Raw genomic sequence first — 21,592 nt, forward strand, 5'->3', positions numbered from 1 at the left:
TCCGTCAGATCGATGGATCCGGAGATCCCTCCGGTGTGCCGGCGCGTGGGAGGGCAGGACCGTGGACTTCACCTTCACCGAGGAGCAGCAGGCGGCGGCCGAGGCGGCGAAGGCGGTGTTCGCCGGGGTCGCCCCGGACGGCGTGCCCAGCCCCGCCCTCACACCGGGCGCCGTCGCGGAGGACTTCGACCGCGGTCTGTGGGCGAAGCTCGCCGGCACGGACCTGCTGAGCCTGCTGCTGGACGAGGAGTACGGCGGAGCGGGGCTGGACGCGATCGCCCTGTGTCTGGTCCTGCGCGAGTCCGCGAAGGTGCTGGCCCGGGTGCCCCTGCTGGAGAGCACCGCGGCCGTGGTGACCGTGCAGGCTTACGGGGGCCCCGAGTTGAAGGCGGACGTTCTCGCACCGGCCGCCCGGGGCGAGCTCGTACTGACCGTCGCCGCGAACGGCCGGACCGGTCACGACCCGGCCGAACTGGCCGTGACCGCACGGCAGGACGGTGACGCGTGGGTGCTGGACGGCGTGCAGACGGCCGTGCCCTGGGCCCACAACGCCGACTTCACGCTCGTACCCGCGCACACCGCGGCCGGCCGCACCGTCCTCGCCCTCGTCCCCCGCGCCCACGACGGGGTCGTACTCGCCGAGCAGATCTCCACCACCGGCGAGCGGCTGGCCGAGCTGCGCCTGGAGTCGGCACGGATCGCCGTGCGGGACGTCATCGACGCGGAGGGCGCGTGGGAGTCGCTGCGCGAACTGCTCGCCACCGGGACGTGCGCGCTGTCGCTCGGGCTCGGGGAGGCCGTACTCGGCATGACGAGCGCGTACACGAGCAAGCGCGAGCAGTTCGGGTTCCCGGTCGCCACCTTCCAGGCCGTCGCCGTGCAGGCCGCCGACCGCTACATCGACCTGCGCGCGATGGAGGCCACGCTGTGGCAGGCCGCGTGGCGGATCAGTACGGGCGCGGGAGGTGTGCTGCCGGCGTCCGGGGACGTGGCCGTCGCCAAGATCTGGGCGTCGGAGGGGGTACGGCGGGTCGTGCAGACCGCGCAGCATCTGCACGGCGGCTTCGGCGCCGACACGGACTACGCCCTGCACCGCTACCACGCCTGGGCCAAGCAACTCGAGCTGTCGCTCGGCCCGGCGGCAGCACACGAGGAGGCGCTGGGGGACCTGCTGGCCGCCCATCCCCTGGGCTGAACCGCCGCAGTCGCAGGGGACGCGGCCGCAACGGCCGCGTCCGCCGACGAGCGTCTAGAGCACGAAGCCCGGGGCGCCCTTGTCGTCCAGGACCGGGCGGCCGGCGGCGGCCCAGACCTGCATTCCGCCGGCGACGTTCACGGCGTCGAGGCCCTGCTGGACGAGGTACGTCGCGACCTGGGCCGAGCGGCCCCCGGAACGGCAGATCACGTGGACCTTGCCGTCCTGCGGCGCCGCCTCGGTCAACTCACCGTAGCGCGCCACGAATTCACTGATCGGGATGTGCAGCGCCCCCTCGGCATGACCTGCCTGCCACTCGTCGTCCTCGCGGACGTCCAGCAGAAAGTCTCCGTCCGTGAGGTCCGCGACCTCGACGGTGGGCACACCAGCTCCAAAATGCATGGCCCCGACGCTACCCGACCGGACCGGCGGACCGGGGGTGAGCCCGGAGATCCAACCGATCACCTCACGAGGTCCAGGCGGTCGCGTCGCGAGATCCAGGCAGTCGCGTCGCGAGATCCAGGCAGTCGCCCTGCCTCATCCGGGCGGTCAACTTGCCCGCCCAGGCGATCACCTCGCGCCATCCGGGCGGTCAACTTGCCCCGCCCAGACGATCACCTCGCGCCGAGCTACTGGTTGGCGCGGCCCGCGGCGAACTACTGGTCGGCCCGGCCCGCGCCGAGCTACTGGTCGGCCCGCGCGGTCTAGCCGATCAGCGCGGCCAGCTGTGTCTCGCGCTCGCCGACCTGGGTCAGGAGCTGCTCGGCAATTTCATCGAGCAGCTGGTCGGGGTCGTCCGGAGCAAGCTTGAGCATCGCGCCGATCGCGCTCTCCTCCAGCTCGCCGGCGATGAAGGTCAGCATTTCCTTGCGCTGGGAGAGCCATTCGAGGCGGGCGTAGAGCTCCTCGCTGCGGCTCGGCTTCCACTCCTCGGGCGCGGGACCGGCAGCCCACTCCTCGGCGAGCTCCCGCAGCAGCTCCGCGTCACCGCGCGCGTAGGCGGCGTTGACCCGGGTGATGAACTCGTCCCGCCGCTCGCGTTCGTCCTCGTCCTGGGCCAGGTCGGGGTGGGCCTTGCGGGCCAGCTCGCGGTAGAGCTTGCGGGCCTCGGCGCTGGGGCGCACCCGCTGCGGGGGCCGTACCGCCTGATCCGTCAGCATCGCGGCAGCCTCGGGGTAGAGACCCTCCGAGTCCATCCAGCCGTGGAACAGCTCCTCGACCCCCGGCATCGGCATGACCCGCGCCCGCGCCTCGTGCGCCTTGCGTACGTCCTCCGGGTCGCCGGTCCGCTCGGCCTGCGCCTCGGCGATCTGCGCCTCCAGTTCGTCGAGCCGCGCGTACATCGGCCCGAGCTTCTGGTGGTGCAGCCGCGAGAAGTTCTCGACCTCCACGCGGAACGTCTCCACGGCGATCTCGTACTCGATCAGCGCCTGCTCGGCAACGCGTACGGCTCGCTCCAGGCGTGCCTCGGGCCGCGCGTCCTCGTCGGACGCCTCACCCGAGCCCTGCCCGTCATCAGACCCGGCGGGCCCCTGCCCGGCGCCTGCCTCCTGCCCGGCACCGGAAACCTGCTCGGCACCCGACACCGCGCCAGACCCCCGCCCGGCGCCAGACTCCTGCCCGGCACCGGAATCCTGCCCGGCACCCGGCACCGCGGCCGAGTCCTGGCCGTGGTCCCGGTCCCGGCCCAGGTCCAGGTCCTGATCGCCGCCCGGCCCCTGTTCGGCACCCGACACCGCGCCCGGCCCCTGTTCGGCACCCGGCACCGCGGCCGAACCCTGTTCGGCTTCGGGCGCCGAGGCCGCGCTCCCGGCCTCTGACTGCGGGCCGGCACCAGGGAACGACTGTGGCTCCCCCGCACCTCGCGGCCGGCCGTCCGCGGCCTCGCGGGCGTCGTCCGCCTCGATGCGGTCGGGCTGGCTGTGCTCGGCTTCCGGGGTTGTCACTCGTCCAGCCTAGGCCACGGCCGCAGGCGGCTCGTGGCCTTCCCCACCGCGTCGGCGCCGCGACCCGCACCCGGTCGGTGCCCCGGCCCGGGCGAGCGCGAGACAGCCCGCGTCACCGGCCCCCGCGACCGGCGCCGGCCGGTCCCGTCATACCCCCAGCTCCGCGGCTGTCCTGCCGTCCCTGACCGCTGCCACCAGGTCCGCGTGATCCGCCTCCGTGCGGTCCGCGTAGACGAGGGCGAAGGAGGCGATCGCCTCGTCCAGCTCCTCGTTCTTGCCGCAGTAGCCGGCTATCAGGCGCGGGTCGGCGCTGTGCGAGTGGGCGCGGGCGAGCAGGGCGCCGGTCATCCGGCCGTAGTCGTCGATCTGGTCGGCGGCGAGCGCGGCGGGGTCGACGCTGCCCTTGCGGTTGCGGAACTGGCGTACCTGGAAAGGACGGCCGCCGACCGAGGTCCAGCCCAGCAGGAAGTCGCTGACGACCTGCATGCTCTTCTGCCCGAGCACCACGCGGCGCCCTTCGTGGTCCACGTCGGGCACGGCGTGACCTGCGGTCGCGAGATGGGGGAGCAGCGCCGACGGGCGCGCCTCCTTCACTTGGAGGACGAGGGGTTCCCCACGGTGGTCCAGCAGCAGCACGACGTACGAGCGGGTGCCGACGCTGCCCGTTCCGACGACACGGAACGCGACGTCGTGCACTGCGTAGCGGGCGATGAGCGGGAGACGGTCCTCCGACAGGGTCGTCAGATAGGCCTCCAGCGAGGACACGACCGCCGCCGCCTCCGCGTCGGGCACGCGGCGCAGCACGGGAGGCGCGTCGACGAACCGCCGCCCGCCGCCGTCCGCCGGCTCGGTCGACTTGGCCGCGAACCGCCCGCTGGTGTTGGCCCGCGCCTTCTCCGAGACCCGGTCCAGCGTGCCGAGCAGATCGTGGGCGTCGGTGTGCGAGACGAGCTCCTCGTCCGCGATGGCGTTCCACGCGTCGAGGACCGGCAGCTTCGCGAGCAGGCGCATGGTGCGGCGGTAGGCACCGACCGCGTCGTGCGCTGCCGCACGGCAGGTGTCCTCGTCCGCTCCCGCCTCCCGGCCGGCGAGCACGAGCGAGGCGGCGAGCCGCTTGAGGTCCCACTCCCAGGGGCCGTGCGCCGTCTCGTCGAAGTCGTTCAGATCGATGACGAGGCCCCCTCGCGCGTCCCCGTACAGGCCGAAGTTTGCCGCGTGGGCGTCGCCGCAGATCTGGGCGCCTATGCCGGTCATGGGGGTGCGCGCGAGGTCGTACGCCATGAGGCCGGCCGAACCGCGCAGGAAGGCGAAGGGCGTGGCGGCCATCCTGCCGACGCGTATCGGCGTGAGCTCGGGGAGCCGGCCCCGATTGGACTCCTCGACCGCGGACACCGCGTCCGGCCGGTCGGCGTCCGGCGAGAACTCGGAGTGCGCGGCGCGCGGCACCCGGCCGCGCAAAGCCTTGCCCTCCTTCTTGGGGGAGCCCTCAACGGGCCACGTCGCGAACCCCCGGGCCCCAGGCCCCCCAGACACCGCAGACACCGGGGAATCCCCGGACGCCTGCTGCGCCGGAATCACTGCACCGACCTCGGTCATCGCGACCGCCTCCCCCGCGCACGAACATCAACTCGTGATGACCGTACCGCCGGTCACGACGGCGCGTCAGACCCTGTGGACAACTCCGCTGCCAGGGCCGGGAACCCCGTGGCGGATCAGCCCCACCACCCCACCACCGGACTACTTCCTCAGCTGCCCGGGGCAGGGCGCACTTTCCGGGAGGTGGGTCTCCGCCCAGGACCCGAGTTCCTTGAGGGCCGGCTCCAGCGCGGCCCCCGCCTCCGTGAGGCCGTACGACACCCGCAGCGGGGGACCCTCGTCGACCTGGCGCACGACCAGTCCCGCCGCGCCGAGTTCCGTGAGCCGGTCCGAGAGCATCCGTTCGCTGATGCCGGGAATCGCCCTGCGCAGGTCGGCGAAGTGCACGGGGTGCTGGAGCAGCACGGCCACGATCAGGCCGGTCCAGCGCTTTCCGAGCAACTCGAAGACCCGAGTGATGCCGTCATCGACTTTCTGGCACGGCCCTGCGGCGGAGCTTCCCGGCTCTGGCATGGATCCAGAGTACTGCGTTCCCGCAAGGGGGTGAAAAAAAGTAAGTGACTGTGTTATCTATAGTTGAGTACGAAACAGAAGGTCCTCTCGGCTCACCGCCGGAGCGCCCCCCGCTTCCTTCCTTGGAGACCCCCATGGCCACCCTTCTCCACATAGATTCGTCCGTGTTCCCCGCCTCCGCGTCCGCGTCCCGCGCGGTGACCGACGCCTTCCGCAAGACCTGGGAGGAGCAGCACCCGGAGGGCACGGTGATCTACCGCGACCTCGCCGCGAACCCCGTGCCGCACATCACCGCCGAGGGCCACACCGCCGGATTCGCCGCCCCGGACACGCACACCCCGGAGCAGGCCGACGCCTTCGCCGTGCGCCTGAAGTTCATCGAGGAGCTGGAGCAGGCCGACGCGGTGCTGATCGGCGCCCCGATGTACAACTTCTCGATCCCGTCGACGCTGAAGGCGTGGGTGGACAACGTGCTCCTCATCGGCCGCACCGCCATGTCGGAGGAGTCGAAGGTCAAGGGCACCCCGGTCACCGTCGTGGCCAGCCGCGGCGGCTCCTACGCGCCGGGCACCCCGCGCGAGCCCTTCGAGTACGTGCAGAACTACCTGGAGGCGGTCCTGCGCGACACGCTCGCCCTGGACCTCACGTTCATCGTCCCGGAGCTCACCATGGCGCCGCACAACCCGGCGATGGCCGAGCTGGTCCCGCTGTTCGAGGCCTCCCGTACGCAGGCCCTCGACGCCGCCACCACCCAGGCGAAGGAACTCGCCAGGCGCTTCGCCGCGTAACCCAGGACGGGTGCGGCTCCGGAACGGGCCCGCCGCCGGAACCGGCCAACCTCCGAGACCGACCCTCGGAACCAGCCGCCTCCGGGGTGGGCCAGGACCGGTCAGAGCCGGTCAGGACCGGCCAGGGATCGGCCGCTCGTCCCACCCGCCCCGCCCCACCCGCGCCGTGCGGCTGCCTCCCCAGGGACAGCCGCACGGCGCACGCGTGCGTGCCCGACGCACGCCACACCCCCCGGCAGCGTGACCTGTACGTATGCGAGTCTTCGCCAGAGCGACATGAGGAGCAGGCGATGACTGAGACCGCGAAGGCGACGCCCCGGCGGCGGCACGCCCAGGCGAACCGGCGGCGCATCCTGGAGGCGGCGCGCGAAAGCCTGAGTGTGGACCCCGACACCACCATCGACGACATCGCCCGCGCGGCCGGGGTCGCCCGCCGCACGCTCTACGGCCATTTCGCGAGCCGTGAGGAACTCCTCGACGCCCTGGCCGACGACGCCGTGGAGACGGTCCGGCAGACCTTCGTCGAGCTGCGCGTTCCCGGCGAGTCCCCCGACCTGGCCCTGGCCCGCTTCACGCTGGCCGTCTGGGGCATCGGGGACCGCTATCGCATGCTCATCGCGCTCGGCCGCCGCGGCCTGGAAGGCGGCATCCACGGCGTGCTGACCCCCGTACGCGATCTGGCGACGGAGTTGCTGGCCGAGGGGCAGCGGGACGGGGTGTTCGCCGACCATCTGCCCGCGGAGGTTCTCGCGCACGCGCACGAGTCCATGGTCATCTCGCTGCTGGAGTCGGTGAACAACGGCACGTGGGAGGGGTCGGCCTCGGCCGCCACCACAGCGATCCTGCTGGCCACCGGAAGGACCCCGGCCGAGGCGGCCGCCGTGCTCCGCCAGGTGCGAACCGAAACGGGCGACGCAACCGACGACTGAGCGGCGTACCGGCACCGAAGACCCAACGCCGGCTGAGCCGCCTACCAGCACCGAAAAGCCATCCGGCGACTGAGCCACGTACCGGCCATGCATCCGGCGTCCCGGCGTACGGGCGGCGTACGGGCGGCGTTCAGGCATCCGGACATCAGGCATCCGGGGCCCGCCGCTCCTCGGGCCCCGGATGCGCTGCGTGCGGGGCGCCGGTGAGGCGGCCCGCGTGCGGGCCGGACAGGGGACAGCCGTCCGTCCCCACAGCAACTGCCTGCGCCTGTCCGGCCCGGTCCTGCGGCACCTGGCCGACGCTCAGGCGCCGGCCGTGGTGTGGAAAGTGACGTCCTTGCCGGAGAGCGTGGCGGTGACTCCGTCGGGAGTGGTGGTGAGGCTCTTCAGAGCCAGGCCCGCCGGGATGCCGTCGAGTTTCAACTCCCGCTCCAGGGCACCGGACAGGTCGGCCTTCAGAGCCGTCGGCAGGGCGCCCTCGACCCGTACGGACCGGAACGCGATCGTGTCGGCGCCCGCGACCGCCACCCGGGCGCTCGCGGTGGCCTCGCCCACCAGCGGCAGATCGGTGTCGGCCTCGACGCGCGGCGCGCCCTTCCTGCTGTCGTCGCTGTAACGGACCTCCAGACCGAGCGCCTCGGACAGGTCCTGGTACGAGACGAACGCCGTGGCCTCGGCGGAGGCGGCGTGCGCCGCCGAGGCGTCCGACGAGCGGCTCAGCCGGTCGAGTTGGACCCTGAGCCGGGTGACGGGCATCCGGCGACCGTCCTGGCCGGCGGGTATGTCCGACTCCTCGATGTCGACGCGGTCCAGCGTGCCCCCGGCCAGCTGGGTGAGGACGGGAAAGCCGTGGACGGTCACCGCGGGCTCCGACGTCAGGCCCTGGGCGTCCTGGAAGGCGTCGGCAGTGGAGTGCTCGACCCAGGCGACCGCGGCACGGTCCGCGGCGACACTCATCCCGGCCAGAGCGACGGCGACGACGACGTACTTCCGCCGGCCGCGCAGCGCTCCACGCGCGCGTGGACGTGGACTCGTCATGACGCACCACCCGAGGATCCGGCCCCCGAGGCACCGGCCTTCGAGGCACCGGAAGCCGCGACACCCGAAGCCGACGAAGCCGACGAGCCCGACGCATCGGAGGCCGCAGTACCCGCGTCCGAACCCCCCGTCTCCGAAGGCGCCCCGGTCTCCGTCTCCGTCCCGGAAACCGTCTCCGCCCCCGAACCCGAACCCGAACCCGAACCCGAATCCGAATCCGAATCCGTCCCATCGTCCTCGGCCGCCTCGGTGACGAGGGTCACCGTGCTTCCCGCGGCCACCTCGCTGCCAGGTTCCGGAGTGCTCGCGGTCACGACGGCGTCCGACGCTCCCGACGAGTCGGACGCGACACTCACGTCGAGTCCGAGATCGCCGAGCTCGCTGCGGACCTCGGCGAGCGTCTTGCCGACGATGTCGGCGGGCACCTGGACCGTCTCCACCGCCCCGGCCACCTTCACGTCCACGGTCGTACCGGGTTCGACCTCCTGGCCGTCCGCGACGCTCTGCCCGACGACGGTGCCGGTCTCGGCCCCGCTGTCGACCTCGGTCGTACTGCCCAGCGTGAGGTCCTGTGCGGCGAGCAGGGCCTTGGCCTCGGCGACGGTCGCGCCGGTGAGGTCCGGGACCGTGGACTCGGCGGCCGCCCCGGCCACGCTGAGGGTGATCTCCGTGCCCTTCGCGACCCGGTCGCCGCCCGACGGATCCTGGTCGAGCACCGTGCCGGGGTCCTTCCCGGAGGTGACGTGCCTGGTGTTCACCTTGAAGCCCTTCTCGTCGAGAATCCGGGACGCCGCGTCCTCGTCCTTGCCCGTGACATCCGGCACCTCGATCTTCGCTGCGCCGGTGGAGACGGCAGCGGAGACCGCCTCCCCCTTGCCGTCCTCGCCGGTGCCGGGTGGTGGTCCCCCACCGAACAGGAACCAGCCGAGCGCCAGCGCGCCCGCGACCACGAGGACACCGGCCGCCGCGAGCAGAGCCGTGGACTTCTTCCCACCGCCGCCCGAAGACCCCTCACCCCCGAACTCGTCCTCGCCGTACTGCGCCTGGTACCGCGCCGCGTCGACCGGCTCCGCGGGAGGTACGGCGACGGGTGCCGGCCCGCCTCCGCCGAGGCAGGCCTCGATGTCGGCGCGCATCTCGTCGGCGGACCCGTAGCGGACGTCACGGTCCTTGGCGAGGGCCCGCAGGACGACGGCGTCGAGCTCGGGGGTGACCTCGGGGTTGTGCAGACTCGGCGGCTGCGGCATCTCCTGGACGTGCTGGTACATCACCGCCATCGGGGAGTCACCGGTGAACGGCGTCCGGAAGGTGAGCAGTTCGTACAGCAGGCAGCCGAGGGAGTACAGGTCGGAACGGGCGTCGACCTGCCGGCCGAGTGCCTGTTCCGGGGAGAGGTACTGCGCGGTGCCGACGACGGTCGCCGGCTGCGTCATCGTCATCCCTGCATCGGCCATGTCCCGGGCGATGCCGAAGTCCATGACCTTGACCTGGCCGCCGCGCGTCAGCATGACGTTGGCGGGCTTGATGTCCCGGTGCACGATGCCGCCGCGGTGCGAGTACGCGAGCGCGTGGAGGATGCCGACGGCGATCTCCAGGATCCGTTCGGGCAGCAAGGTGCGCCCGGAGTACAGGAGTTCCCGCAAGGTGAAGCCGTCGACGTACTCCATCACGATGTACGGCAGGGACATGCCTGCGCCCGCGCCGCCGGCATCGTCGTAAGCCCTGTCCTCGCCGGTGTCGTAGACCGCGGCGATGGCCGGGTGGTTGAGCGAGGCGGTGGACTGCGCCTCGCGACGGAACCGGGCCTGGAAGACCGCGTCCTGGGCGAGATCGGCGCGGAGCGTCTTCACGGCGACGGTGCGGCCGAGCCGGGTGTCCTGGGCGAGGTACACCTCGGCCATGCCGCCCCGGCCGAGCACCTGTCCCAGTTCGTAGCGCCCGCCGAAGGCCCGTACGGCCCCGCCCCCGGCCGGATCCGCGTACCAGCCGGAGTCACCGGCCGATGCCGCGCCGGACGCCCCGTAACCGGCAGCCGACGCGTCGGGCCCCGGGTAGCCGTAACCGGCAGCCGACCCGTCAGGCCCCGGGTAGCCGTAACCGGCAGCCGACCCGTCAGGCCCCGGGTAGCCGTAACCGGCAGCCGACCCGTCAGGCCCCGGGTAGCCGTAGTCCGTGCCCGGGTAGCCGTAGCCGGTGCCGGGCGGGGCTTCGGGACGGGGGTGGATCAGGTCGTCCGACCCGCCAAGGTTCACCGGACGTCCCCGGACGAGACCGGGCGGACCAAGCGGACCGGCCGGACGTGACGGGCCGACCGGGCGTGACGGGCCGACCGGGCGTGACGCCCCCGGCTTTCGCACATGACGGATCTCGACACCGCACTACCTCTTTCGACTGTGAGGGTCGAGCACATACTTGCACACTGATGAGCAAGTACGGAACGGCGGCAGGAGCGGCACCGGGCGACCCGGCACGCGGAGGCCGGACGGGACGTGCACAAAAAGGAGGGCCCCGACCGTGAGATACCTCACCGTCGGGGCCCTGCCACGCCGCACCGTCCGGGCCGGGCCCGTCCGTACACGCAAGAAACGGGCCCCACCAGGACTTGCGTCTCTGGTGAAGACCCGTTTCTCGGTTCTTCGCTGTGCGCGAGGGGGGAGTTGAACCCCCACGCCCTTTCGGGCACTGGAACCTGAATCCAGCGCGTCTGCCTATTCCGCCACCCGCGCATTGGGTGTGTCCTCGGTCTCTCACCGCGTGGTGGGAGCGCCTGTCGACATGCAGAAGATTAGCACGCTGCATGGGGTGGAATCACATCCCTTTCCCCGGTGCCCCGCACCCCCACGAGCCCCCTTGCGGGGCCCCCGGCCGGGGAAGCAGCTCGTCCACACACCAAGTGGAAGCGGTTCACGTATCAACCTCGTACCGGTCCTGCGCATCTCCCCAGGAGCCGGACAGGGTGCACAGTCAGGTGCGGGACACTGGTCGTGCGCCGCCTCTACGATCCTGGGCAGAAGGAGTTCGAAGAGGTGCTCCGGAGGGAACTTCGGGAGGGGACCTCGGAAGGCGTCGACATCCGTCGACCGGGCCGACAGGGGGAACCAGCCGATTTCCCGGCGCGTGGATACGATCAGTAAGCAGTATCAGGACGACGGCGAGCAGTATGAGCAGCACGCCGTCGCCGGCACACAGGACGATGTCGAAGGAGGAGGTGCCCCATGGGAGTCCTGAAGAAGTTCGAGCAGCGTCTCGAAGGTCTGGTCAACGGCACCTTCGCCAAGGTGTTCAAGTCCGAGGTCCAGCCCGTCGAGATCGCGGGAGCGCTCCAGCGCGAGTGCGACAACAACGCGACGATCTGGAACCGCGAGCGGACCGTCGTACCCAATGACTTCATCGTGGAGCTGAGCACTCCGGACTTCGAGCGCCTCAGCCCGTACTCGGGCCAGCTCGGCGACGAGCTCGCCGGCATGGTGCGCGACTACGCGAAGCAGCAGCGCTACACCTTCATGGGCCCCATCAAGGTCCATCTGGAGAACGCGGACGATCTGGACACCGGTCTGTACCGGGTCCGCAGCCGTACGCTCGCCTCCTCCTCGAACCAGCAGGCTCCCGCGTCCGCTCCGGCGGGCCCGGCGAGCCCGGCCGCGGGCCGCCCCGGCGGATACGGCTATCCGCCGTCCGCCCAGCCCGCGGGCGCTCCTCCGATGCCGTCCACGCCGCCGCCCGGCGGCCGTCCCGGCGCGGCCCCCCAGGGCCAGCGGCCCGCAGCGGGCCCGCTGCCGGGCACACGGACACGGCACTGGATCGAGATCAACGGCACCCGCCATCAGATCTCCCGCCCGACGCTGGTGCTGGGTCGCAGCACCGAAGCCGACGTGCGGATCGACGACCCCGGCGTATCCCGCCGGCACTGTGAGATCCGGACCGGAACGCCCTCGACGATCCAGGATCTCGGGTCCACCAACGGCATCGTGGTGGACGGGCAGCACACCACCCGCGCTACGCTCCGCGACGGCTCGCGGATCGTCGTGGGCAGCAGCACCATCATTTACCGGCAAGCCGAAGGGTGAAGCGGGGGCAATGTCAGAGCTGACCCTCACGGTCATGCGGCTGGGTTTCCTGGCCGTACTGTGGCTGTTCGTGATCGTGGCCGTGCAGGTCATCCGCAGCGATCTGTTCGGTACGCGCGTCACGCAGCGCGGCTCGCGCCGGGACGCCTCCAGGCCGCAGCAGGCCGCGCGCCAGGCCGCGCCGCCACAACAGCGGCAACAGCAGGCGCCACCGCCCAGCGGTGGCGGCGGCCGGCAGCGTCGCGGTGCCCCCAGCAAGCTGGTCGTCTCGGAGGGCACCCTCACGGGCACGACCGTCGCGCTGCAGGGCCAGACCATCACGCTGGGCCGCGCGCACGACTCCACGATCGTCCTCGACGACGACTACGCATCCAGCAGGCACGCCCGGATCTACCCGGACCGGGACGGCCAGTGGATCGTCGAGGACCTCGGTTCCACGAACGGCACCTATCTCGACCGGGCCCGGCTCACGACCCCCACACCGGTCCCGCTGGGCGCGCCGATCCGCATCGGCAAGACCGTCATCGAGCTGCGGAAGTAGTACTCCATCATGAATAGGCGCGAGCGGAGCGAGCACGCAACGGCGGTCCCCACGACGGACCCCGGCGCGCTCCCGACCGGAGGGTGGGCACCGTGCGGATGTACCCGGAGCCGACGGGCGAGGTGCGCATGAGTCTGTCACTGCGCTTCGCCGCCGGATCGCACAAAGGCATGATCCGCGAGGGCAACGAGGACTCCGGCTACGCCGGTCCCCGGCTGCTCGCGATCGCCGACGGGATGGGCGGCCAGGCCGCCGGTGAGGTCGCCAGCTCCGAGGTGATCTCCACGATCGTCGCGCTCGACGACGACGTGCCCGGCTCCGACATCCTCACCTCGCTCGGCACCGCCGTGCAGCGGGCCAACGACCAGCTGCGGATGATGGTCGAGGAGGACCCCCAGCTGGAGGGCATGGGCACCACGCTCACCGCCCTGCTGTGGACCGGTCAGCGCCTCGGCCTCGTCCACGTCGGCGACTCCCGCGCCTACCTCCTGCGCGACGGCGTCCTCACTCAGATCACGCAGGACCACACCTGGGTGCAGCGCCTCGTCGACGAGGGACGCATCACCGAGGAGGAAGCCACCACCCACCCGCAGAGGTCACTCCTCATGCGCGCACTGGGCAGCGGCGACCACGTCGAACCGGACCTCTCCATCCGCGAAGTCCGCGCCGGCGACCGGTACTTGATCTGCTCCGACGGCCTCAGCGGCGTCGTGTCCCATCAGACGATGGAGGACACCCTCGCCAGCTACCAGGGCCCGCAGGAGACCGTGCAGGAGCTGATCCAGCTCGCGCTGCGCGGCGGCGGCCCCGACAACATCACGGTCATCGTGGCCGACGTCCTCGACATCGACAGCGGTGACACCCTCGCCACCCAGCTCTCCGACACCCCGGTCGTCGTGGGCGCCGTCGCCGAGAACCAGCACCAGCTGCACGACAACGGCGCGATGCAGACGCCCGCCGGCCGCGCCTCCAGCCTCGGCCGGCAGGTGCCGGGACAGGGCGGCGGCGAGTTCGGCCCGCCCGGCTCCGGCGACACCACCGGCTTCGTCCCCGCCGGCAGCTTCGGCGGCTACTCGGACGAGGACTTCGTCAAGCCGCGCACCGGCCGCAAATGGCTGAAGAGATCCTTCTACACCGTGCTCGTACTCGCGGTCATCGGCGGTGGCCTGTACGGCGGCTACCGCTGGACGCAGACCCAGTACTACGTCGGCGCCCAGGACGAGCACGTCGCGCTGTACCGCGGCATCAGCCAGGACCTGGCCTGGGTCTCGCTCTCGAAGGTGGAGAAGGACCACCCCGAGATCGAACTCAAGTACCTGCCGCCGTATCAGCAGAAGCAGGTCAAGGCGACCATCGCCGAGGGCGGCCTCAGCGACGCGCAGTCGAAGATCGACGAGCTCGCCGTGCAGGCGTCCGCGTGCAAGAAGGACTCCGAGCGCCGTGCCGCCGAGAGCCAGAACAACGCCAAGACCGGCGAAGGCGAGGCCGGTGGCGTCACGGGAACCACAAAGACCTCACTGACGTCCAAGGCCACATCGACGCCGACGCCCAACCCGTCGTCGTCGGCACCGTCGTCCTCCAAGTCCAAGACCGCACCCACTCCCACACCCGGCCCCAGCCTCTCGGACGAAGAGCAGAAGCTGGTCTCGCTGTGCGGTAAGCAGTAAGCAGCCGTGAGGGGCCCTGTCACACCATGAGCAGTAGTACGAACTCGTCGACGCACCAGACGTCCACGATCGGCTCGATCGGTACACCGAGCCGCCGCAACACCGAGCTGGCGCTGCTGGTGTTCGCCGTCGTCATCCCGGTGTTCGCCTACGCCAACGTGGGCCTCGCCATCAACGACGAGGTGCCGCCCGGCCTGCTGAGCTACGGCCTGGGCCTCGGCCTGCTGGCGGGCGTCGCGCATCTCGTCGTGCGCAAGTTCGCGCAGTACGCCGACCCGCTGCTGCTGCCACTGGCGACGCTGCTCAACGGCCTCGGGCTCGTGATCATCTGGCGCCTCGACCAGTCCAAGCTGCTCCAGTCGATCAACCAGGCCGGCACCGCCGCACCCCGGCAGCTGATGTACACCGCGCTGGGCATCGCCCTGTTCGTCGTCGTACTGATCTTCCTCAAGGACCACCGCGTCCTGCAGCGCTACACCTACATCTCCATGGTCGGCGCGCTGGTCCTGCTCCTGCTCCCGCTGGTTCCGGGCCTCGGCGCCAACATCTACGGCGCGAAGATCTGGATCCACATCGGCAGCTTCTCCATCCAGCCCGGTGAGTTCGCGAAGATCGTCCTGGCGATCTTCTTCGCCGGCTATCTGATGGTGAAGCGCGACGCGCTCGCCCTCGCCAGCCGCCGCTTCATCGGCCTCTACCTGCCGCGCGGCCGCGACCTGGGCCCGATCCTCGTCGTCTGGTTCATCTCGATCCTGATCCTGGTCTTCGAGACCGACCTCGGCACGTCCCTGCTGTTCTTCGGAATGTTCGTCATCATGCTGTACGTCGCCACCGAGCGGACCAGCTGGATCGTCTTCGGTCTGCTGATGTCCGCGGGCGGCGCGGTCGGCGTCGCCTCCTTCGAGTCGCACGTCCAGCAGCGCGTCCAGGCCTGGCTCGACCCGATGAAGGAGTACACGCTCAGCCAGTCGGGCGCCCCCGGACTCCACTCCGAGCAGGCCATGCAGGCCCTGTGGGCCTTCGGCTCCGGCGGCACCCTTGGCACCGGCCTCGGCCAGGGCCACTCCGAACTGATCCGGTTCGCCGCCAACTCCGACTTCATCCTCGCCACCTTCGGCGAGGAACTGGGCCTCGCCGGAATCATGGCGATCCTGCTGCTCTACGGCCTGATCGTCGAGCGGGGCATCCGTACGGCGCTCGCGGCCCGCGACCCCTTCGGCAAGCTCCTCGCCGTGGGTCTCTCCGGCGCCTTCGGCCTCCAGGTCTTCGTCGTCGCGGGCGGCGTCATGGGCCTCATCCCGCTGACCGGTATGACCATGCCGTTCCTGGCGTACGGCGGATCCTCCGTCATCGCCAACTGGGCCCTGATCGGCATCCTGATCCGCATCAGCGACACCGCCCGCCGGCCCGCGCCCGCCCCCGCCCCGAACCCCGACGCCGAGATGACCCAGGTGGTCCGCCCGTGAACAAGCCCCTGCGCCGGATCGCGATCTTCTGCGGGCTGCTCGTCCTCGCCCTGCTCGCCCGGGACAACTGGCTCCAGTACGTCCAGGCCGACTCCCTGAAGGACGACCCCAAGAACCGCCGCGTCGCCATCGAGCGCTACGCCACACCACGCGGCAACATCATCGTCGACGGCGAGTCGATCACCGGCTCCAAGAAGATCGAAGGCAGCGACTACGAGTACAAGCGCACCTACAAGGACGGCGCCATGTGGGCGCCCGTCACCGGGTACGCCTCACAGGCCTTCGGAGCCACACAGCTGGAGTCCATCGACGACGGCATCCTCACCGGCAACGACGACCGGCTCTTCTTCCGCAACACGCTCGACATGATCACCGGCAAGAAGAAGCAGGGCGGCAACGTCGTCACCACCCTCAACTCGGCCGCACAGAAGGCCGCGTACGACGGGCTGCTGAAGCAGGGCAAGGGCGCCGTCGCCGCGATCGATCCGCAAACCGGCGCGATCCTGGCGCTGGCCTCCACCCCGTCGTACGACCCGTCGACCTTCGCCGGAAACTCCACGACGACGGACACCAAGGCCTGGCAGAAGATCCAGAAGAAGAACGACCCGAACGACCCGATGCTCAACCGGGCACTGCGCGAGACCTACCCGCCGGGCTCCACCTTCAAGGTCGTCACCGCCGCCGCGGCACTGCAGGACAAGCTCTACACGAGCGCCGACGACAAGACCGACTCGCCGCTTCCCTACACCCTGCCGAACACAACGACCGAGCTGAAGAACGAGGGGAACATCCCCTGCAAGAACGCCACGATGCGGGTGGCGCTCAGGTACTCCTGCAACACCGTCTTCGGCAAGATCGGCGCCGACCTCGGCAAGGACAAGATGGTGGCGGAGGCCGAGAAGTTCGGCTTCAACTCCGAGCAGTTCACCCCGGTCCGCTCCAGCGCCTCCAACTTCCCCACGAAGATGGACAAGCCGCAGACCGCACTCAGCTCGATCGGCCAGTTCGAGACCGCCGCGACCCCGTTGCAGATGGCCATGGTGGCCTCCGCCGTCGCCAACAACGGCACCCTCATGAAGCCGTACATGGTCGACAAGCTGCAGGCCCCGAGCATCGACGTCATCTCGCAGACCGAGCCCGAGAAGATGAGCCAGCCGCTCACCGAGGAGAACGCCCAGATCCTCCAGTCGATGATGGAGACGGTCGTGAAGGAGGGCACCGGCACGAACGCCCAGATCAGCGGCGTCACCGTGGGCGGCAAGACGGGTACCGCCCAGCACGGTGTCGACAACAGCGAGAACCCGTACGCCTGGTTCATCTCCTACGCCAAGCAGAGCGACGGCAGCTCGCCGGTCGCCGTGGCCGTGGTGGTCGAGGACGAGAGCGCCAACCGTGACGACATCTCGGGTGGTGGTCTCGCGGCGCCCATCGCGAGGGACGTGATGAAGGCGGTCATCGACAGCAAGAAGTGACCCCTGTCACGTCCCCTTCGCATCGGTGCACGTTGCGATACCGGTCCTGTATCGGGTGACGGGCTTGGCCAGGTCACACAAGGCGAGCCGGGTACGGTATGCCCGGACGGCACACCGCCGGACCACACAAAGGTGCGGTCGGGACCGACGGAGAGGGCTGGTAGGTAGCTATGGAAGAGCCGCGTCGCCTCGGCGGCCGGTACGAGCTGGGCCACGTGCTCGGCCGTGGTGGCATGGCGGAGGTCTACCTCGCGCATGACACCCGGCTCGGCCGCACGGTGGCGGTGAAGACGCTGCGAGCCGACCTCGCACGCGACCCGTCGTTCCAGGCCCGGTTCCGCCGGGAGGCCCAGTCGGCCGCCTCGCTCAACCATCCCGCGATCGTCGCCGTGTACGACACGGGCGAGGACTACATCGACGGCACCTCCATCCCGTACATCGTGATGGAGTACGTCGACGGGTCCACGCTGCGCGAGCTGCTGCACTCCGGGCGCAAGCTGCTGCCCGAGCGCACCCTGGAGATGACCATCGGCATCCTCCAGGCCCTCGAGTACTCGCACCGCGCCGGCATCGTCCACCGCGACATCAAGCCCGCCAACGTCATGCTGACGCGCAACGGCCAGGTCAAGGTCATGGACTTCGGCATCGCCCGCGCCATGGGCGACTCCGGCATGACGATGACACAGACCGCCGCGGTCATCGGCACGGCCCAGTACCTCTCGCCCGAGCAGGCGAAGGGCGAACAGGTCGACGCCCGCTCCGACCTGTATTCGACCGGCTGCCTGCTGTACGAGCTGCTGACCGTACGTCCGCCCTTCGTCGGCGACTCCCCGGTCGCGGTCGCGTACCAGCACGTCCGCGAGGAACCGCAGCCGCCCAGCGTCTTCGACCCCGAGATCACGCCCGAGATGGACGCCATCGTCCTCAAGGCGCTGACCAAGGACCCCGACTACCGCTACCAGTCCGCCGACGAGATGCGGATCGACATCGAGGCCTGCCTCGACGGCCAGCCCGTCGCGGCCACGGCCGCCATGGGCTCCGTCGGCTACGGCGGCTACCCCGACGACCAGCCCACGACGGCCCTGCGCTCCACGGACGCCGGGGCCACGTCGATGCTGCCCCCGATGAACCCGGACGACGGCAGCTACGGCTACGACGACCGCCCCGACCGCCGCCGCCAGAAGAAGTCGAACACCTCGACGATCCTGCTGGTCGTGGCGGGCATCCTGGTCCTCGTCGGCGCGATCCTGATCGGCAAGTGGGCCTTCGGGGGCAACGGCGCGGACAACTCGTCCTTCGCGGCGCCGAACTTCGTGGGTCAGCCGAAGGACGACGCCCAGAAGATGGCCGACAACGTCGAGCTGAAGGTGACCTTCAGCTCGAAGGCCTGCGAGAACCAGAAGACGGGCAACATCTGCAGTCAGACCCCGCAGCCCAAGACCCAGGTGAACAAGGGCGACACGGTCAACCTGGTGGTGTCGACGGGTGCGCCGAAGGTGGCGGTACCGAACGTCATCGACGACCCCCTCGACGAGGCGAAGGCCGAGCTCGAGAAGGACAAGTACCAGTTCCAGGTCGAAACACAGACCAAGGAGTCCAGCCAGGAGCCCGGCACCGTCCTCGCGCAGGACCCGGACCCGGGCAAGGAGGTGGAGAAGGGATCGACGATCACCCTCACCATCGCCAAGGAGAAGAAGCAGTCCACGGTCCCCGACGTCACCGGCAAGACCTGTGACGAGGCCAAGCAGCAGATGCAGGACAACGAGCTGGTCGGCTCCTGCACCGAGGTGGAGACCGGCGACCAGTCGAAGGTCGGCAAGGTCATCCAGACCTCCCCGGCGGCCAATTCCACGGCCGACCCGAACTCCACGGTGACCATCCAGATCGGCAAGGCGGCCGAGAACCAGAAGGTCTCCGTTCCGAACCTGGGCGGGCAGCGGCTCAAGGACGCCAAGAAGGCCCTCCAGGACGCGGGACTGCAGGTCGGCAACATCAACGGCTCCCAGGACGACAACGCCTTCGTCATCGTCTCCGATCCCGCGGGCGGCACCCAGGTCGACCAGGGCAGCGCGGTCAACCTGCAGACCACGGGCCAGGCCGGCGACAACGGCGGCAACGGCGGCATCTTCGGAGGCGTCACCGGAACCGCGGCCCGCACGGAGAACTGAGCACCTCTCCGACCACGACAGAGCCCCGGCACCCTTTCGCGGATGCCGGGGCTCCGTCATGCCCGCCCGACCCCTGCCGGGGCTCCGTCATGCCGGCCCGGCCCCTGCCGGGGCTCCGTCATGCCGGCCCACCCGCCTCCCACCGTCCTCGACCCGTAACCTCGTACGATCTTCGACCACATCTCCGTACTTTCCGACTCGTTGAACGAAGGGGGCGGGGATCAAAGCTCTGCCCCGGCGGCCTGGCCGGATGGCCGGCTGGCCACTCGGCCACGACACGAGGGGAAGGGGCAGAGCGTGATCAACGAATCGGCGCTGCTGGAATCGAAGGCCCTGCGCAGCGGTGTGCTGGAGCGCACGGACGTGCTCGACAGAGTCAAGGCCCTGTCACTGCTGCCGGACGGGATGCATGTGACTACGGCGATGGTGGGGGCGTATTTCGAAGTCGGCGTCAAGGCGATCGAATCTCTTGTGGTCGATCACCGGGAGGAGCTCGAGGCCAACGGGTACCGCGTGTTGGCAGGTACAGAACTGACCTCCTTCAAGGAGGCCTGTGGGATCCAGTCACGCACCCGGGCGCTCGCGCTATATCCCCGCCGCGCCGTCCTCAACGTCGCCATGCTGCTCCGGGACAGCGAAGTCGCACGTCAGGTGCGTGTGTACCTCCTCGACATGGAGTACATGGCCCGCACGCAGCCTGTGGACAACAACACCGTCCACAGCCCCGCGGAGGATCTGGACGAGCACATCGACCGCCGCCTCACCCACATCCTCAGCAAAACCGTCGTCCCCCTCTTCAACGCCCTCATCGAAACCTCCGGCGAGCACAGCCGCGAACTCGTCGAGCTGCGCGAGGACGTCGAGAACGTGGAGCGCAGGCTGTGCTGGCACCACGAGCGAATGCGCGCCCTGGAAGCCGGAACCCCGACAGACGCCGTCGGAGCGTCCATCAAGGCCATGACCTGGCAGGCTTTCGAGCGGCACGTCGCCGACCTGCTGCGTCGTGACGGCTGCACGCAGGTCGTCGTACGACAGGCCAGAAGCGACCGCGGTATCGACATCACCGGACACACCGCGGACGGGCGCACCGTGGCCGTCCAGTGCAAGAACCGCGACGCCCGCTGGTCCGTACCGAGTGCCGACATGCAGAAGTTCGCCGGCGCCGCACGAACCATCCATCCCGCGGACGTGGCGCTGTTCGTCGCCACGTCACACTTCAGCAGCGAAGCGCAGGCCATCGCCGATCTGAGCGGGATCATCACCGTCGCTCGGGACGAGCTGGAGGCCTGGAGCGCCGGAGCGCGCCTCAAGGCACTGCGGTCGGCGTAGTGGGAAGAGGCCCGACGTCGCAAGAGCGAGTTGTGGCTTCGGGCCTCCGGCAGGCCGGTGGCCGAGGACCCCGAAGGGCCTGGTTCAGCGCAGCTCCGCCGGCGGCGTGCGGGCGTTGTCGACCTTCTCGACGCGCTCCAGCTCGCCCCAGACCACATAGCGGTACCGCGAGGTGTAGACGGGCGTGCAGGTCGTCAGCGTGATGTAGCGGCCCGCCTTCTTCACGCCCGACTGCTTCGGGACCGCCCCCAGCACCTTGACGTTGTACTTCGAGGTCTCCGGAAGGACCGAGAAGACCTTGTAGACGTACCAGTCGTCCTTCGTCTCGAAGACGACCGGATCGCCCTTCTTGATCTTGTCGATGTTGTGGAACTTGGCGCCGTGACCGTCCCGGTGGGCGGCCAGCGCGAAGTTGCCCTTCTCGTCCTGCGGAAGGGCCGACTTCACGGGATCGGTGTAGTAGCCGGCGACACCACCGTTCAGAACCTTGGTCGACGTCCCCTTCTTGACCAGGACCTCGCCGTTCTTCATCGCCGGCACATGCAGGAACCCGATGCCGTTCTTCGTGTCCAGCGAACCGGGACCGCGGTCCAGCCAGTGGTCGCGGACCTTGTCGGACTGCTTGTCCGCCGCACGGTCCGCGACGACGTTCGTCCACCACAGCGAATAGACGACGAACAGACCGAGCACCAGACCCGCCGTGATGAGCAGTTCACCGAACACACTGACGGCCAGCGCGATGCGCCCGGTGCCACGACGCCGGGACGCGGGCTCGTCGGCCGCGGCATCGGCTCCGGCGCGCTCGTCGTGGTCCGTACTCGCTGCCACTGTGCATCCGCCCCGTCTGGTCCGTCTCGTACTGTCTCGGCAGGCCCGA

Annotated in this window: 17 protein-coding genes and 1 tRNA gene; 10 read left to right on the forward strand and 8 right to left on the reverse strand. The window is 70.2% G+C overall.

The annotated features are described in order from the left end of the window. The first annotated feature begins 61 nt into the window (after positions 1 to 61). A complete protein-coding gene (locus tag ACFWM2_RS38460) occupies positions 62 to 1,195 on the forward strand; it encodes an acyl-CoA dehydrogenase family protein (RefSeq protein WP_383290431.1) in 1,134 nt (377 codons plus the stop codon). A 54-nt stretch (positions 1,196 to 1,249) separates the two neighbouring features. On the opposite strand, the gene ACFWM2_RS38465 is transcribed toward ACFWM2_RS38460, so the two are convergent. The 4 genes from ACFWM2_RS38465 to ACFWM2_RS38480 form a co-directional block, all read right to left on the reverse strand. Next, positions 1,250 to 1,579: a rhodanese-like domain-containing protein gene (locus ACFWM2_RS38465; RefSeq protein WP_383290623.1), complete on the reverse strand. Its 330-nt coding sequence runs from the start codon at positions 1,577 to 1,579 to the stop codon at positions 1,250 to 1,252. Positions 1,580 to 1,899: 320 nt separating this feature from the next. Continuing rightward, positions 1,900 to 2,781, reverse strand: coding sequence for a hypothetical protein (locus ACFWM2_RS38470; RefSeq protein WP_383290626.1), 882 nt, complete (start codon positions 2,779 to 2,781; stop codon positions 1,900 to 1,902). A 507-nt stretch (positions 2,782 to 3,288) separates the two neighbouring features. After that, the gene (locus ACFWM2_RS38475; RefSeq protein ID WP_383290434.1) at positions 3,289 to 4,737 is read right to left on the reverse strand and encodes a DUF2252 domain-containing protein; all 1,449 of its coding nucleotides are present in this window, start codon (positions 4,735 to 4,737) and stop codon (positions 3,289 to 3,291) included. Positions 4,738 to 4,878: 141 nt separating this feature from the next. Continuing rightward, entirely contained in the window at positions 4,879 to 5,250 is a 372-nt protein-coding gene (locus tag ACFWM2_RS38480; RefSeq protein ID WP_383290437.1) for a winged helix-turn-helix transcriptional regulator, read from the reverse strand. 134 nt (positions 5,251 to 5,384) lie between these two features. Between ACFWM2_RS38480 and ACFWM2_RS38485 the strand changes: the two genes are divergently transcribed. Next, positions 5,385 to 6,038, forward strand: a complete 654-nt coding sequence (locus tag ACFWM2_RS38485; protein WP_383290440.1) for an FMN-dependent NADH-azoreductase — start codon at positions 5,385 to 5,387, stop codon at positions 6,036 to 6,038. Between the two features lie 290 nt (positions 6,039 to 6,328). Further along, positions 6,329 to 6,967 carry a TetR/AcrR family transcriptional regulator gene (locus tag ACFWM2_RS38490; protein ID WP_383290443.1) on the forward strand — a complete coding sequence of 213 codons (639 nt, stop codon included), beginning with the start codon at positions 6,329 to 6,331 and terminating at the stop codon, positions 6,965 to 6,967. Positions 6,968 to 7,270: 303 nt separating this feature from the next. On the opposite strand, the gene ACFWM2_RS38495 is transcribed toward ACFWM2_RS38490, so the two are convergent. The 3 genes from ACFWM2_RS38495 to ACFWM2_RS38505 all read right to left on the reverse strand — a co-directional run bounded on the left by ACFWM2_RS38495 (position 7,271) and on the right by ACFWM2_RS38505 (position 10,731). Next, entirely contained in the window at positions 7,271 to 8,005 is a 735-nt protein-coding gene (locus tag ACFWM2_RS38495; RefSeq protein WP_383290445.1) for a DUF2993 domain-containing protein, read from the reverse strand. Then, positions 8,002 to 9,924, reverse strand: a complete 1,923-nt coding sequence (gene pknB / locus ACFWM2_RS38500) for a Stk1 family PASTA domain-containing Ser/Thr kinase (RefSeq protein ID WP_383290629.1) — start codon at positions 9,922 to 9,924, stop codon at positions 8,002 to 8,004. Before pknB (ACFWM2_RS38500) ends, ACFWM2_RS38495 begins: the two co-directional genes overlap by 4 nt. Positions 9,925 to 10,647: 723 nt before the next feature. Next, positions 10,648 to 10,731 (reverse strand) — tRNA-Leu (locus ACFWM2_RS38505). A 489-nt stretch (positions 10,732 to 11,220) separates the two neighbouring features. Here ACFWM2_RS38505 and ACFWM2_RS38510 point away from each other — a divergent pair. The 7 genes from ACFWM2_RS38510 to ACFWM2_RS38540 all read left to right on the forward strand — a co-directional run bounded on the left by ACFWM2_RS38510 (position 11,221) and on the right by ACFWM2_RS38540 (position 20,715). Then, a complete protein-coding gene (locus ACFWM2_RS38510; protein ID WP_383290448.1) occupies positions 11,221 to 12,072 on the forward strand; it encodes an FhaA domain-containing protein in 852 nt (283 codons plus the stop codon). A 10-nt stretch (positions 12,073 to 12,082) separates the two neighbouring features. After that, positions 12,083 to 12,613: an FHA domain-containing protein gene (locus tag ACFWM2_RS38515; RefSeq protein ID WP_383290451.1), complete on the forward strand. Its 531-nt coding sequence runs from the start codon at positions 12,083 to 12,085 to the stop codon at positions 12,611 to 12,613. A gap of 98 nt (positions 12,614 to 12,711) precedes the next feature. Continuing rightward, positions 12,712 to 14,280: a Stp1/IreP family PP2C-type Ser/Thr phosphatase gene (locus ACFWM2_RS38520; protein ID WP_383290632.1), complete on the forward strand. Its 1,569-nt coding sequence runs from the start codon at positions 12,712 to 12,714 to the stop codon at positions 14,278 to 14,280. Positions 14,281 to 14,306: 26 nt separating this feature from the next. Beyond that, positions 14,307 to 15,746, forward strand: a complete 1,440-nt coding sequence (locus ACFWM2_RS38525) for an FtsW/RodA/SpoVE family cell cycle protein (RefSeq protein ID WP_383290454.1) — start codon at positions 14,307 to 14,309, stop codon at positions 15,744 to 15,746. Continuing rightward, entirely contained in the window at positions 15,743 to 17,218 is a 1,476-nt protein-coding gene (locus ACFWM2_RS38530) for a peptidoglycan D,D-transpeptidase FtsI family protein (RefSeq protein ID WP_383290457.1), read from the forward strand. The genes ACFWM2_RS38525 and ACFWM2_RS38530 overlap by 4 nt, the downstream gene beginning before the upstream one ends. A 170-nt stretch (positions 17,219 to 17,388) precedes the next feature. After that, a complete protein-coding gene (pknB, locus tag ACFWM2_RS38535; protein WP_383290460.1) occupies positions 17,389 to 19,386 on the forward strand; it encodes a Stk1 family PASTA domain-containing Ser/Thr kinase in 1,998 nt (665 codons plus the stop codon). Positions 19,387 to 19,683: 297 nt separating this feature from the next. Then, positions 19,684 to 20,715, forward strand: a complete 1,032-nt coding sequence (locus ACFWM2_RS38540; protein WP_383290463.1) for a restriction endonuclease — start codon at positions 19,684 to 19,686, stop codon at positions 20,713 to 20,715. Positions 20,716 to 20,799: 84 nt separating this feature from the next. Here ACFWM2_RS38540 and ACFWM2_RS38545 read toward each other — a convergent pair whose 3' ends face one another. Further along, positions 20,800 to 21,543 (reverse strand): class E sortase, encoded by a 744-nt coding sequence (locus ACFWM2_RS38545; protein WP_383290466.1) that lies wholly within the window; start codon positions 21,541 to 21,543, stop codon positions 20,800 to 20,802. Positions 21,544 to 21,592: the final 49 nt, after the last annotated feature.

This window comes from Streptomyces sp. NPDC058371 (assembly GCF_042723265.1).
Lineage (GTDB): Bacteria > Actinomycetota > Actinomycetes > Streptomycetales > Streptomycetaceae > Streptomyces.